The sequence below is a fragment of the Octadecabacter sp. SW4 genome (genome assembly GCF_008065155.1).
Taxonomy (GTDB): domain Bacteria; phylum Pseudomonadota; class Alphaproteobacteria; order Rhodobacterales; family Rhodobacteraceae; genus SW4.
The window spans coordinates 1954703-1968814 of sequence record NZ_CP042819.1 but is presented as its reverse complement, the minus strand read 5'-3'; the positions used below and the strand labels follow the sequence as shown (position 1 = coordinate 1968814).

The window sequence follows — 14112 nt, the reverse complement described above, 5'->3', positions numbered from 1 at the left end:
TGCGCGGCGGGGCGCGGGTCCGGGCGGATGTGGCCACCGCAGGCGGGCGGTTTTCGGCGAAAAACCGCTTATCTCATTGGGGTTTACGCATGGGCATGGTTTCGCGCGGTTGCGGCGGAGGGCGCGATTTGTGGCGGCATGTCTGGCGCGTGCGGACACATATTTTTGACATGGTCTTGGGGGTAAAAGGGCCGATTGGCACGATAATCCCCGGGTCTACACAGTCATTGTTGCCAATTTGGCAACGCCGCTGATTCGGGCTTGGCCCGGTATGTGCCGGACACTACGGGCCTGGCCGCGCGATCTTAGCGCACCGCCGCAATTGGCCCTTCTGCGCGCCCGTGGATGAATTGCTGCACATAGGGGTCGTCGGTGGCGTCCAGATCGCTGATCGGGCCGCACCATCGCACCTTGCCTGCGTGCAGCATCGCCACCTGATCGGCAATTGCGCGCACGCTAGTCATGTCATGGGTGATGGTGACGGCGGTGGCGCCCATTTCGGTAACGATCTCGCGGATCAGATCGTTGATCACGCCCGCCATGATCGGATCAAGGCCGGTGGTGGGTTCATCGAAAAAGATGATCTCGGGCTGGGCGGCGATGGCGCGGGCAAGGCCGACGCGTTTCTGCATACCCCCCGATAGCTCGGCGGGCAGGCGATCAGCCACATCGGCGTCAAGCCCGACACGACGCAATTTGTCGATGGCGATCTCGCGCGCCTCGCTCCAGGGGCGTTTCAGCGTGCCGCGCAGCAGGCGAAAGGCAACATTTTGCCAGACCGGCAGGCTGTCAAACAGAGCCGCACCCTGAAACAGCATCCCGAAACGGGCGAGAAAGGCATCACGGTCGGCGCGGGTCACATCCTGCCCGTCAACTTCGATGGTCCCGCTGTCGGGGGTCACCAGCCCCAGCACCGATTTGATCAGCACGGATTTGCCGGTGCCCGATCCGCCGATCACCACCATGGATTGCCCCTTGGGGACATGCAGGTTGACGCCGCGCAGCACCTGGTTGCTGTCAAAGGATTTATGAACATCAGTGAGGCGGATCATGCTGAGAAAAACGCCTCTGTCAGGAGGAAATTCGCGGCGAGGATCAGCACGGCGGCGGCGACGACCGATCCTTTGGTGGCGCGGCCCACGCCCATCGCGCCCCGTTGGGATTGCATGCCGTAATAGCAACCCATCAATGCGGCGATAAAGCCGAACACGGCCCCCTTGACCAGCGAGGACACGACATCGCGAAGCTCAAGAAAATCGGCGGTGTTTTGCAGGTAGGTGGCGGCGTTAAAACCCAGCCGTTCGGTGCCAACGATATAGCCGCCAAAGATGCCGATCACATCGCCGACACCCACCAGCACCGGCATCATCAGCGTTGCGGCCAGCACCCGGGGCAGGGTCAGGTATTTCATCGGATGGGTGGAAAGGGTGACAAGGGCGTCGATCTGTTCGGTCACTTTCATGGTGGCGATTTCGGCGGCGATCGAGGAGGTCACGCGCGCCGCGATCATCAGGCCGACCAGCACGGGGCCAAGTTCGCGCACCATGCCGATGGCAACGATCTGGGGTACCACGGCTTCGGCCGAAAAACGCGCGCTACCTGCGTAGATTTGCAGGGCCAGTGCGCCGCCTGTGAAAAATGCCGTCAGGCCCACCACAGGCAGGGAAAAATAGCCGATTTGCAGCAGGGCATGACCAAATTCGCGCGGGTAAAACGGCGGGCGTGCAAGATGGCTAAGGGTTTGGGCGGTGAACATCACCAACCGCCCGACGGCGGCAAGCATCGCCAGAACGGTCGCACCGAGGGAGGCAAGAAACCGCATCATCCGCCCGCGTAGCGGCGTGTATAGCGCGGCCCCAGAGAGGTCAGGATTTCATAGCCGATGGTGCCTGCAAGGGCGGCCAGATCATCGACGGTTTGCGCCGCGTTGAGCAGTGACAGGGCCTGCGGTGCCTCGCTCAGGTCGGTCACATCGACGGTCAGAAGGTCCATCGACACACGCCCCACAAGCGGGCAGGGCTGATCGCCGTGCCACAGGGTCACATTGTCTGACAAGGCGCGCAAAATTCCGTCCGCATAGCCCGTGGACAGGGTCGCGATGCGGCTGTCGCGCGGCGCGGTCCATGCATTGCCATAGCCGACGGTTTCGCCCGCGTCCACATCGCGGATCTGCACGACGGGCAGGTCAAGATGGGCCACGGCGCGCGCATCCGCAAAGGGGGCCCCGCCATAAAGGCCAACCCCGGGACGGGTGAGGTCAAAGTGATACTCTGGCCCTAGCAAAATGCCACCCGTTGCCGCCAGCGACCGCGGCACGGAAACGCCATCGGTCATCAGGTGGAACTGCGCCAGTTGCTGTGCGTTCATCGGATGATCGGGCTCATCAGCGCAGGCCAGATGCGACATCACCAGCATCGGCCCCGCACCAAGCGCCAGTTCGGCAATCGCGGCCCATTCGCCGATTTCCATGCCCAGCCGGTTCATCCCGGTGTCTAGTTGAATGCCGAAGGGATGGCCCGGCAGGCTTTCGAAATGGCGCGTCACCTGACCGACGGTATTGAGCATCGGCGTCAACATCAGGTCTGCGATCATTTCGGTATCGCCGCGCATGTGGCCACTGAACACGCAGATTTCCGGATTGGGGCCGAGCGCTTGGCGCACCACCGCGCCTTCCTCTGCGACGGCGACGAAAAACTTGCGGGCACCGGCGCGGGCCAACGCGCGCGCCATTTTCGCCGCCCCAAGGCCATAGCCATCGGCCTTGACCACGGCGGCGGTTTCAACATCCGACATCGCGTCAAGCGCGCGCCAGTTCGCCACGAGGGCGTCAACATCAACAGTAAGGAACCCGGTACTCATGGGCGTTGTTTTGACAGGCGGGCGGGCAAGGTCAAGCGCAAAGGGTGACGCGGGTCTAACGCGGCCGCGGTGGGCCTTCGGGCGGGCGCTCTATCAGGCGCTCGATCTCGGCCATTGTGTTTGCGGGCAGGGGGCCAAGCGACAGCGCGCCGCATAGGTCGGCCACCTGCTGGGGCGTTCGCATTCCCGGCACCGGGATCGCCCCCGCGTGCCGCGCCCAGAGCCAGCCGATAGCGCCCTGTGCCAATGTGCGCCCGCCCACCGTCAGGCAGGACCGGATCGCATCAAGGCGGCGCGCGTAATGCGGGGTCATGCGCCGCCCGGTGAACCAATCCATGTTGTCGTTTTCGCGGGCGCGCACGTCATCCTTGGGGACTTCGGTGTCAGGTGTGATCCGCCCGCCCAGCAGGCCCATCGCCAACGGTGACCGGATCAGGGCCGTGGCCTTGATGTGTGCCACAGCCGCGCTGATCTGTTCACCGGCAAAGAACACATTGGCCGCGTATTCCACGGCACCAAAGCCCGCGCGGTCTGCATAGGCGCGGGCCTTGTCGGGGAAGTCCGTGCTCCAGCCGAAGGCGCGGATTTGGCCCCGCGCATGCAGATCGCCCAAAACATCGAAGACCGGCGCGGCCTCGGCCACGGAAAATTCGTTGGGGTGCACCAGCGCAAGGTCGATCACATCGCGGCGCAGGCGTTTGCGCGATTCCTCGAATGCGGCGCGGATCGCGGCTGGATCCGTCACAAGACCGGTGATCTGGCGCGTGGCCGGATCAATGCCGATGCCGACCTTGGTGACGATACGGGCCTCGGGTTTGTCGGCCAGAACCTCGCCCAACAGCGACTCGGAATGGCCGGTGCCGTAGGCCTGTGCGGTATCAAACAGCCGCAACCCTGCATCATAGGCAGCGTGGATCGTGGTGCGGGATGTGTCGTCATCAGACGCGCCCCAGCCAACCGGATCATCGCCTGCAAAGAACGGCCCGCCGATTGCCCAGCAACCCATGCCAAGGGCAGGAAGGGAGGTTTCGTTCCAATCTGTCGTGCTGTGCATCCGGTCCTATCCTGTCCCTGATCGCGCGTTTGCGCCGGCGCTGCCTATTCGTCCGGCGGCGTGGTCAGATGATAGTCGATCCGTTCCTGCGGTGTCAGCAGGTAAATTTCATCCGGCGGGGTGGCCATTGCCGGTTGCATGATCCGCAGATCGACGCCCATATCATCAAGATAGCCGACGACTTCGGCCTGACCGCGCTGGATGTTTTCGACCGCAAGAAAGGCGGGCAGGACGGTGTTTTCATCAAAGAAGTGCTGATGCACGCCCAGCCATGCGTCATCATCGGCGATCCGCTGCGTGCCTGCGGCAAAGATATAGGGGCAGGCGGACAGGCAGATATCGCTTTGTGTCAGCCGCGTCGTGACGCCAAGGTCGCGCAGGGTGCGGCCAATGGCCAGTGCATCCATCACCGACCCGCCGGGACTGTTCAAAAAGACGACCTGCGGCGCAGGGTTGAGGGCAAGGGCATCGGCAAAACGGCCCGCGTCACCTGTTTCGATTGTGCCGGTCAGGATCAGCGCGGGGGCATCCTCCCATGTGGTGAACGCGAACGCGAGCCGGTTGGGCATGTCCGTTGTCGCCGGAATCGGGCGGGTGTCGGGATTGGGCGCGCGGGTGGGCACATCGCGCGGGCTGTAGCGCCGCGTTTGATCGCCCGGGCTGGCCGGTTGCGTGAGGGCGGGCGCATCCGAAGGTGCGACCAGCGTCGCAAGACTGGGCAACAAATCGGCGCTGAACAGGATCGCCGCGATCCCCAATTGCACGATCAGCACGGCCTGAATGATCCGTTTGGCCTGAAACGGTGTGTCACGGGGCAGGTCGGGCGGCGCGGTCATGTGTCTTTGGGCTGATCGGCCGGCGGTGTTGTCGGGCGTTCCAGCACGCCTTCGACATCGCGCAGGGCGACGATGGCGGTGCGCAGTTCGGCCAGCGTCATCATGTCTTCGTTTGCCGCCCCTTCGCGGCCCGAGCGGATCGCGGCCTGGGTGACCATGACGATAAACACCAGCACGCCAGGCAGCAGGTCAATCGCGATGGCCCCCGCCCAGCTGGGGACAAAATTTTCGGCGTATTTGATCACCGCATCGGCGGTCGAAATCGGCGTGTAGGTAATCTCGGCGGGTGGGGCCATGCCCAGAACGCCCTGCACGGCCACCTGCAAGGTATCGGCGCGTTGGCCCAGCACGGTCAGCACCGCCGTGATCGTGGCCTGCTGGTCCTGACGGGTTGAATCCGTGCGCCCATCCAGTTCCGGCAGCACGACCGAGGCCGACAGGTCTTGGGCCGCGCGCCCGACCAGCGGGGCCACTGACAACTGGCGCAATTGCGTGATGATATTGGCCAGCCGCACCGCATCTTCGGAAAACTGCACCGAGCGTGCGTCAACGGGGCCGGGCTCGACCGTCAGCGCGCGCATCCGGCTAAGGATCGCGTTGCCTTCGTCAAAGGCGGCGTCGACCAGCGGTTGCTGGCTGGCGATCTGCGCCTCAAGGCCTGCCAGTTCGTCGGATTTCTGGCGCAGCAGCCGGAACACGGCGCCCTGACCGGCAATGCCGGACAACTGCCCCGTGGCCTCTTGTTCGCCAAGGTCTTCGAAGCTTTGACGCACACGGGCCACGTCACGTTCCAGCCCTTGGGCGGCGATGGCCACGGCATTGGCGCGTTCCAGCGCGCCCTGATAATCCTGCACGGTTTTTGCCAGATGCTGTTCGACGGCAGCTGCGCCCGCCAGGGCGGCGGCGTTCAGCCACGAAGACATGGCGATGATCGCGAAACTGCCCAGCAGCATCGAGGCCAGCAGGCCAACGCGCGCGCCCGCCGTGCGCACGGCGGGCAAAAGCCGCATGAGATAGGACCAGAAAACAAAGATCGCCACCGAGACGGCCACCGAATAGGCCATCGCCGCAAAAAAGCTGAGCGCGCCGGTGTCATCTAGCAGGGACGACACGCCAAGATAGGTATAAATGCCCGAGGCGATGGCCAGAATTCCCAGCGCGGTGCCGGTGATCGTATCCAGCCACGACAGGTGGTTTTCCAGCTCGCGGGCATAGCGCACACCGCGCTCCTGGGCGGCAGAGGTGCGGGGATCGTTGTCGTCTGTCATGGGGTTCTCCGGCAGGGTATCCGCAGTTTAGGGGGCAACCCGCCAGATGCAATGCGGCGATCAGAATTTGCTGCTGCCACTGTCCTGCTGCCAGGGTTTGACCAGATTGCCAAAGCGGGTGAACTGCGCCTCGAACGACAATTCCACGGTGCCGATCGGGCCGTGACGTTGCTTGCCGATGATCACCTCGGCCTTGCCGTGCAGGCGGTCCATTTCCTCTTGCCAGACGGCAACCTTGTCCAGCTCGTGGTCGGCGGGTTTTTCCCGCTCTTTGTAATATTCGCCACGATAGACGAACATGACCACGTCGGCGTCCTGCTCGATAGAACCCGATTCACGCAGGTCGGACAGTTGCGGGCGCTTGTCTTCGCGCGATTCCACCTGACGCGAGAGCTGTGACAGGGCGATGACAGGGATTTGCAATTCCTTGGCAATCGCCTTGAGGCCCATCGAGATTTCACCGATTTCCTGCACGCGGTTTTCCGAGGTGCCGCGCACCAGTTGCAAATAGTCGACGATCAGCAGGTCCAGCCCGTGGGTGCGTTTCAGACGGCGGGCGCGGGCGGCCAGCTGGCTGATCGGGATCGCGGCGGTGTCATCAATGAACAGCGGGCAGGCTTCCAGCGATTTGGCGGCGTCGACAAAACGGCGAAATTCGACTTCGTCCATGTCGCCCTGACGGATTTTATGGGAGGAGATTTCCGAGGCTTCGGCGAGGATCCGGCCCGCCAGTTGTTCGGCGCTCATCTCAAGGCTGAAAAATCCGACGACGCCGCCGTCCACCGCCCCTTCGGAGCCATCTGCCAGCTTGCCCTTTTTATAGGCCTTGGCGACGTTATAGGCGATATTGGTCGCAAGCGAGGTTTTCCCCATCGACGGGCGCCCGGCCAAGATCAGCAGATCGGACTTGTGCAACCCGCCCAGCATCCGGTCCATATCGACCAGATCGGTGGCGACACCGGCCAGCCCGCCTTCGCGTTGATAGGCGGCGTTGGCAACATTAACGGCGTCTGTTACGGCCTTGAGAAAGCTTTGAAATCCGCTTTCAGTGGTGCCCTGTTCGGCAAGGCGGTAAAGTTCCTGTTCGGCCTCGACGATCTGTTCGCGCGGTTCGCTGTCGATATCGACGGACGCGGCCTTGGCGGCGATATCGCGGCCCACCTGAATCAGCTCGCGGCGCACCGAAAAGTCATAAATCATCTGCGCATAATCACGCGCAGCAAAGGCTGAAATCGCGGCCCCCGCAAGACGCGCCAGATAGGCGGGGCCGCCCAGTTCCTTCAGTCCTTCGTCGTCTTCCAGAAAGGCCTTGAGCGTGACGGGCGAGGCAAGGTTGTTCTTGGCGATCCGGCTGGCAGCGGTCTCAAAGATGCGGGCGTGGACGGGATCATAGAAATGCTTGGGGCTGATGATGCTGGCGATCCGGTCAAAGATATCGTTGTTGGTCAGGATCGCGCCCAGCAACTGCTGTTCGGCCTCGATCGAATGGGGCATGGAGTCCACGTTCGCGCCTTCAACTCCGGTCGCGTTGAATGTGGTGATCTCGTTCATGCTGCCCTCGCTATTGGTCGTCTTGCCCGTGATGGACCGGATACAACGCCCGCACGGCGGGGGCAAAATGTATAGTTTTGTGGATAGCTTTGCTGCACCCGCCAAGTCCCAGATATTGGGGCGATGCGGTGGGTTTTGTCAATATCTGCGAATAATCGCGGCATTAACCATAGGTAAACACGGGTGACTTTTTTCTGCTACCCCTGCCGCGCGGCGGACCATGCGGCGGGATCGTTGAGATACGATTCGACCTCGGCCAGGGTTTCGGGGGTGAAATGTCCCTGCGCCTTGGCCTCGGCCAGAACGTCCCACCAGGTGCACAGATGCAGCAGTTGCACGCCGTGATCACCAAGCGTTTTTTCCACGCCGTCAAAGATGCCGTAATAGAAAATCACCGCCGTGGCGTTACAGGTCGCGCCGGTTTCGCGGATCGCATCGACAAAGGACAGTTTGGAGCCGCCATCGGTCGTCAAATCCTCGACCAGCAACACGCGCTGGCCTTCGCGCATGACCCCTTCGATGCGGGCGTTTTTGCCGTAACCCTTTGGTTTCTTGCGAACATATGTCATCGGCAGGGCCAAGCGTTCGGCGACCATCGCGCCAAAAGGAATGCCGGCCGTTTCGCCACCGGCGATATTGTCGAAGGCCTCAAAGCCGCATTCGCGCATCACGGTGACGGTCAGAAAATCCATCAAGGTGGTGCGGATACGCGGAAAGGAGATCAGCTTGCGGCAATCGATATAGGTGGGGGCCTGCTTGCCGCTGGCGTGGGTAAAAGGCGCATCGGCGTTGAACGAAATCGCCTCGATCTCGAGCAGCATACGCGCGGTGAGGCGCGCCATTTCTTCTTTGGTCGGAAAAGATGTGGGGATCATGCGAGGCGTCCTGTGGCGTCAGGTCTCCACGTGCCAATGCAGCGGGAAACCGGGATTGAAAAGCGTAACCGGGCCTTCGCCCGTGTCGATCTGGGCGGGATAGTCAACGGGTGCGCCGCGCACCAATGTGATCGTGTCATCAGCGGGGGGCAGGCCATAGAACGCGGGACCGTTGAGCGAAGCAAAGGATTCCAGTTGCGACAATTTACGTGCCGCATCAAAGACTTCGGCCAGGCAAGACATGGTGTTGGTCGCCGAAAAGACGCCTGCGCAGCCACATTCCTGCAATTTGCGCGCATCCGTGTGTGGCGCGGAATCGGTGCCCAGAAAGAACCGTTTGTCGCCCGATATGGCGGCCTGCACCAATGCCACGCGATGCTGTTCGCGCTTGGCCACGGGCAGGCAGTAATAATGCGGGCGGATACCGCCAGCGAGGATATGATTGCGGTTGATGATCAGGTGGTGGGTGGTGATCGTCGCGGCCAGATTTTTTGAACTGTCGCGCACGTAATCCACGGCGTTCTGCGTTGTCACATGCTCCATGACGACGCGCAGATCGGGGGTCTTCTTGCGGATCGGTTTCAGCACCTTGTCGATGAACACGGCTTCGCGGTCAAAAATGTCGATATCGGAGTCGGTGACTTCGCCGTGCACGCAAAGCGGCATGCCGATCTCGGCCATCTTTTCCAGCACGGGGCGGACCTTGTCGAAATCGGCAACGCCGCTGGCGGAATTGGTTGTGGCCCCGGCGGGGTAAAGTTTGACGGCGGTGGCGATGCCGCTGGCGTGGGCCTGCGCCACATCTGCGGGATCGGTGTCTTCGGTCAGGTAGAGCGTCATCAGCGGCTGGAACGTCATGCCCTCGGGCAGGGCGGCCATGATCCGGTCGCGGTAGGCGGCCGCCTGGGCCGCGGTCACAACTGGCGGCACCAGATTGGGCATGACGATTGCGCGGCCAAAGTGGCGGGCCGTTTCAGGCAGAACGCCTTGCAACATTGCCCCGTCACGCAGGTGCAAATGCCAATCGTCAGGGCGGCGGATCGTCAGGCGGTCTATGATCTGTGGGCTCATGGCATCCGATTACACGCAAGCGGGCGTTCTGACCAGAGGCAGAGTCTTTTTCCCCCGCACACCGCGAAACGTTGTGATAGGATGCGTGCAACAAACGGAGAATACCATGTTCGGATTTATCATCGCTCTCGTCGGCGGCTTTGTGACGCCCTATCTTGACGCCCCCGTGGCGCGTCCCCTGGCCAAGCTGGTGTCACCGCTGTTCACCGTTGAAGAAAGCGAGCATCGCTTGCTGAGCTTCATGGTGGTGCTGGTCGCGGTCGGGGTGCTGGCGCGGCTTTTGCTTAGCGGGACGACCTTCTGGATCGCGATTGGGCTGGTGCTGGGGTATTTTGCCACGCGCCTGGTCGAAGGTGCGCAGAAACTACTCGCCAACCGGCGCGGCTAGGGCGTCAAGTTCTTCAAGCTTGCGCCGGAACAGCGGCCGCTTGCGGTCACGCAGCACAAATTCACAGACGCGGCGGGTCAGATCGGGCCGGTCGCGCTGTTCTGTGACATGCAGCAGGCCGCGCAGATAGGGCAGATGGCTTTGACGCTTGCGGAAAAGCTGCGCGAAGGCGGCGGGCGTCAGATTACCGTCCATCGCCGCGGTGATCATCGGGGCCAGCAGATGCATCCCCGCCAGATCCCGTTCAATGGTGTCGCCCAGATTGGGCACGCGCAGTTTCGTGACGTTGGATTTGGTGAACATCGCGGCGTGCATCGCATCCAACTGCTGGCGGGGGTCGTAAACGATTGTCGCGCGATCCACCGCATCTATCATGTCGGGGGCATAGCCGTATCTGTCGGTGAACGAGGTGCGGCGCATCTTGTGAAACCGCGCGTCCCATTCGGTCACGCGCGGATCAAGGGTGGCAAAGGGGCGCAACGCCAGAACCTGTGCGCCGGGTGCTGCAACAGAATAGGCAGCAGCGGCGTAACCACCCATGCCAGCGCCGTAAAACAGCACGGAATCGAAATCCTCGAAGAAGCCGTCGTCGATCAGCCGGTCAAAATAGCCGTAAACATGGCGGTCGCGGAACCAGCTGTTTCTCGTCGCTAGGATCGCCAGATGCGACCAACCTTCCTCGCGCACGAATGCAAAGCCGATTGGCTCTTCGTCGTGGTTCAGTTTATGGGCGGAATTGACCGTTTCAAAGGTCACCAGCAGCTTGGTGCCCTCGTCAATGAAAGCGGCCATGTGATCGGGGCCAAGGTTTTCGAAATAGCCGTATTCCTCGGCGATTTCCTCAAGTTGGGCCAGCCATTCGTCCTGGCCAAGGTCGGTTAGGTCGGCGTCGAACTTGCTGGCAGCGTCTTTCATCACACTCTTTTCCTGTCACGGGCTGCCCCCTTGTCACGCCAATTTGCGGCGAAATTTGGCAAGGGGGACGCCCTTTTTGCGACCGCTAGAAAAAGGCCTGCAATCCGGTCTGCGCCCGCCCCAGAATAAGCGCATGAACGTCGTGCGTGCCCTCGTAGGTATTCACCGTTTCAAGGTTTATCATATGCCGCATCACTTGGAAATCTTCGGAGATTCCGTTGCCGCCATGCATGTCGCGCGCGTGGCGGGCAATCTCGAGCGCCTTGCCGCAATTGTTGCGCTTCATCATGGAAATCATCTCGGGTGCGGCGGCGTGGTTTTCCATCAGCCGTCCGACCCTCAGCGCCCCTTGCAGGCCCAGCGTGATCTCGGTTTGCATATCGGCCAGTTTCTTCTGGAAAAGCTGGGTTTGGGCGATTGGGCGGTTGAACTGTTTGCGATCCAGCCCGTATTGCCGCGCGGCGTGCCAGCAGGCCTCGGCCGCGCCCATGACGCCCCAGCTGATCCCGTAACGCGCGCGGTTCAGGCAGCCGAACGGCCCCTTGAGGCCCTGAACATTGGGCAGCAGGGCATCTTCGCCGACTTCAACGCCGTCCATGACAATTTCGCCGGTGATCGAGGCGCGCAGGGACAGTTTGCCGCCGATTTTCGGCGCGCTTAGCCCCGTCATGCCCTTTTCCAGCACAAAGCCGCGAATTTTGCCCGCGTGGGCGTCGGATTTGGCCCAGATCACGAAGACATCGGCGATCGGACTATTGGAAATCCACATCTTTGATCCGCTGATCCTGTAGCCATTTGCGGTCTTTTCAGCGCGGGTTTTCATGCCGCCCGGATCACTGCCTGCGTCCGGTTCGGTCAACCCGAAACAGCCGATCAAGGTGCCGGCGGCCAGTCCGGGGAGGTATTTTTCCCGTTGTTCGTCAGAGCCATAGGCGTGAATCGGATACATCACGAGGGATGACTGCACCGACATCATCGACCGATAGCCGCTGTCGACACGTTCTATTTCACGCGCGACAAGGCCGTAGGTGACATAGCCCGCGCCCAACCCGCCGTATTCTTCGGGGATGGTCAGGCCCAGCAGGCCTGCATCGCCCATCTCGCGGAAAATGCCGGCATCGGTTTCCGCGTCGCGGTAGGCGGCGGTGATGCGCGGTTGCAGGGTGGTTTGCGCGAATGTGTTGGCCGCATCGCGCAGCATCCTTTCATCCTCGCTCAGTTGCTGTTCAAGCTGGAACGGATCGGCCCAGTCAAAGGGGCCAAGATCGGGCTTGTCGAGGGCGGTTGTGCTGGTCATGGCGCGACTCCGATGAATGAACGTGTCCAAGACCTAGCGGGTCGCTTGGGCAGGGGCAATGCGCCCCAGTTGCATGTCACGACTGGTCATTCGCCAATGGCACCCTTATCTAAACCTATCCGTTCAGAAGAAAGCCGATGTATGCGCCGCCTGCCCAAAACCGCTGCCAACCTTAATAACGATCAACTGAACGGGATGCGCACGATCCGGCGGGTCATCCCCTATCTGTGGCCCGCGGGACAGAATTGGGTCAAACGCCGCGTGGTTCTGGCGCTGGCGGTACTGTTTCTGGCCAAGCTGATCGCGGTGGGCACGCCCCTTTTTTACAAGGGCGCAGTTGACAGCCTCGCGGGCGAGGACGGGGGATCGTCGGCCCTGTTTCTGGCGCTTGGTGCGGTAGGGCTGACGCTGGCCTATGGCATGGCGCGGCTGATGAATGTGGGCTTTCAACAGCTGCGCGATGTGGCGTTCGCGCGGGTCGGGCAGCGCGCGTTGCGGCAACTCGCGCTCGAGACATTCACCCATATTCACCGCCTGTCCCTGCGCTATCACATCACGCGCAAGACCGGCGGGTTAAGCCGGATCATCGAGCGCGGCGTCAAGGGTGTGGACTTTTTGCTGCGCTTTTTGCTGTTCAGTATCGGTCCGCTGGCGCTGGAATTGCTTATGATTTCAGTCGTTTTGTTCTTTTTGTTCGATGTCTGGTATCTGGCCGTCGTGGTGCTGACGATTGCGCTTTATGTCTGGTTCACCTTTCGGGTCACCGAATGGCGCGTGAAAATCCGCAAGGAAATGAACGATCAGGACACTGATGCCAATCAAAAGGCCATCGACAGCCTGCTGAATTTTGAAACGGTCAAGTATTTCGGGGCCGAAGCACGCGAAGCCGCCCGCTATGACGGGGCGATGGCGCAATATGAACAGGCCGCGCTGAAAACCAACTACACGCTGGCCTTTCTGAATTTCGGGCAGTCCTTGTTGATCACCGGCGGGTTGGTCGTGGTCATGGTCATGGCGGCGATTGGTGTGCAGAACGGCGCGCTGACGGTCGGCGATTTTGTTATGGTCAACGCCTATATGATCCAGATTACCTTGCCGCTTAACTTTCTTGGCACGGTGTATCGCGAAATCCGGCAGGCGCTGGTTGATATGGGCCAGATGTTCGATTTGTTAGAGCAACCGTCAGAAGTTACCGATAAACCGGGTGCAGATGTTCTAAATGTGCAAGGCGGTGAGGTGGAGCTTGACGATATCATGTTCGGCTATGACGCTGCGCGCCCCATATTGAAGGGGGTCAGCCTGCGCGTGGGCGCGGGGCAGACCGTGGCGATTGTCGGATCGTCGGGGTCGGGCAAATCAACTATCGGTCGGCTGCTGTTCCGGTTCTACGATGTCAGCGGTGGGGCGCTGAAAATCGACGGACAGGATGTGCGCGACGTCACCCAAGAGAGCCTGCACGCCCAGATCGGCGTGGTGCCGCAGGATACGGTGCTGTTCAACGACACGATTCTTTACAACATCGCCTATGGGCGCGCCGATGCCAGCCGCTCCGAGATCGAGGCCGCCGCCAAGGCCGCCAAGATCCACGATTTCATCCAAGGTCTGCCTGATGGTTATGCAACCACGGTGGGGGAACGCGGGCTGAAACTGTCGGGCGGCGAAAAACAGCGTGTCGGGATTGCCCGCACCTTGCTGAAAAACCCACCGATCCTGCTTTTGGACGAAGCCACCAGCGCGCTTGATACCGAAACCGAGATGGAAATTCAGGCCGAACTCAAGGCGATGGGACAGGGCCGCACCGTGATCACCATCGCGCACCGCCTGTCCACCATTGCCGATGCGGACCGGATTGTCGTGCTGGAAAACGGCGTGATCGTCGAGGAAGGCACCCATGACGCGCTGCTGGCCAAGGGTGATCGCTATGCCCAGTTGTGGAACCGCCAGCAACAGGACGAAGCCGCCTGAGAGTGATTGCCAAGCGACACCTATGGGCGTAGC

General features: G+C 61.5%; 13 protein-coding genes. 2 read left to right on the top strand and 11 right to left on the bottom strand.

Annotated elements, in window-relative coordinates; genetic code table 11:
* Positions 1 to 305 precede the first annotated feature (305 nt).
* The 9 genes from FTO60_RS09705 to pyrC all read right to left on the bottom strand — a co-directional run bounded on the left by FTO60_RS09705 (position 306) and on the right by pyrC (position 9514).
* A complete protein-coding gene (locus tag FTO60_RS09705) occupies positions 306 to 1052 on the bottom strand; it encodes an ABC transporter ATP-binding protein (protein ID WP_148055774.1) in 747 nt (248 codons plus the stop codon).
* The gene (locus FTO60_RS09700; protein ID WP_148055773.1) at positions 1049 to 1825 is read right to left on the bottom strand and encodes an ABC transporter permease; all 777 of its coding nucleotides are present in this window, start codon (positions 1823 to 1825) and stop codon (positions 1049 to 1051) included. The genes FTO60_RS09705 and FTO60_RS09700 overlap by 4 nt, the downstream gene beginning before the upstream one ends.
* The gene (gene alr, locus FTO60_RS09695) at positions 1822 to 2859 is read right to left on the bottom strand and encodes an alanine racemase (RefSeq protein ID WP_148055772.1); all 1038 of its coding nucleotides are present in this window, start codon (positions 2857 to 2859) and stop codon (positions 1822 to 1824) included. The genes FTO60_RS09700 and alr overlap by 4 nt, the downstream gene beginning before the upstream one ends.
* Positions 2860 to 2914: 55 nt before the next feature.
* Positions 2915 to 3913 (bottom strand): aldo/keto reductase, encoded by a 999-nt coding sequence (locus FTO60_RS09690; RefSeq protein ID WP_148055771.1) that lies wholly within the window; start codon positions 3911 to 3913, stop codon positions 2915 to 2917.
* A 44-nt stretch (positions 3914 to 3957) separates the two neighbouring features.
* The gene (locus tag FTO60_RS09685) at positions 3958 to 4749 is read right to left on the bottom strand and encodes a hypothetical protein (RefSeq protein ID WP_148055770.1); all 792 of its coding nucleotides are present in this window, start codon (positions 4747 to 4749) and stop codon (positions 3958 to 3960) included.
* Positions 4746 to 6017, bottom strand: a complete 1272-nt coding sequence (locus FTO60_RS09680) for a hypothetical protein (RefSeq protein WP_148055769.1) — start codon at positions 6015 to 6017, stop codon at positions 4746 to 4748. Before FTO60_RS09680 ends, FTO60_RS09685 begins: the two co-directional genes overlap by 4 nt.
* Before the next feature lie 60 nt (positions 6018 to 6077).
* A complete protein-coding gene (locus FTO60_RS09675; protein ID WP_148055768.1) occupies positions 6078 to 7568 on the bottom strand; it encodes a replicative DNA helicase in 1491 nt (496 codons plus the stop codon).
* A 197-nt stretch (positions 7569 to 7765) separates the two neighbouring features.
* Positions 7766 to 8443 carry an orotate phosphoribosyltransferase gene (locus FTO60_RS09670; protein WP_148055767.1) on the bottom strand — a complete coding sequence of 226 codons (678 nt, stop codon included), beginning with the start codon at positions 8441 to 8443 and terminating at the stop codon, positions 7766 to 7768.
* Between the two features lie 18 nt (positions 8444 to 8461).
* Positions 8462 to 9514 carry a dihydroorotase gene (gene pyrC, locus FTO60_RS09665; RefSeq protein ID WP_148055766.1) on the bottom strand — a complete coding sequence of 351 codons (1053 nt, stop codon included), beginning with the start codon at positions 9512 to 9514 and terminating at the stop codon, positions 8462 to 8464.
* A gap of 106 nt (positions 9515 to 9620) precedes the next feature.
* Here pyrC and FTO60_RS09660 point away from each other — a divergent pair, with 106 nt between their 5' ends.
* Positions 9621 to 9902, top strand: coding sequence for a hypothetical protein (locus FTO60_RS09660; protein WP_148055765.1), 282 nt, complete (start codon positions 9621 to 9623; stop codon positions 9900 to 9902).
* On the opposite strand, the gene FTO60_RS09655 is transcribed toward FTO60_RS09660, so the two are convergent.
* A complete protein-coding gene (locus FTO60_RS09655; RefSeq protein ID WP_148055764.1) occupies positions 9879 to 10817 on the bottom strand; it encodes a phosphoadenosine phosphosulfate reductase in 939 nt (312 codons plus the stop codon). The genes FTO60_RS09660 and FTO60_RS09655 overlap by 24 nt on opposite strands.
* An 85-nt stretch (positions 10818 to 10902) precedes the next feature.
* Entirely contained in the window at positions 10903 to 12114 is a 1212-nt protein-coding gene (locus FTO60_RS09650; RefSeq protein ID WP_148055763.1) for an acyl-CoA dehydrogenase, read from the bottom strand.
* Between the two features lie 141 nt (positions 12115 to 12255).
* Between FTO60_RS09650 and FTO60_RS09645 the strand changes: the two genes are divergently transcribed.
* Entirely contained in the window at positions 12256 to 14079 is a 1824-nt protein-coding gene (locus FTO60_RS09645) for an ABC transporter ATP-binding protein/permease (RefSeq protein ID WP_148055762.1), read from the top strand.
* Positions 14080 to 14112 lie beyond the last annotated feature (33 nt).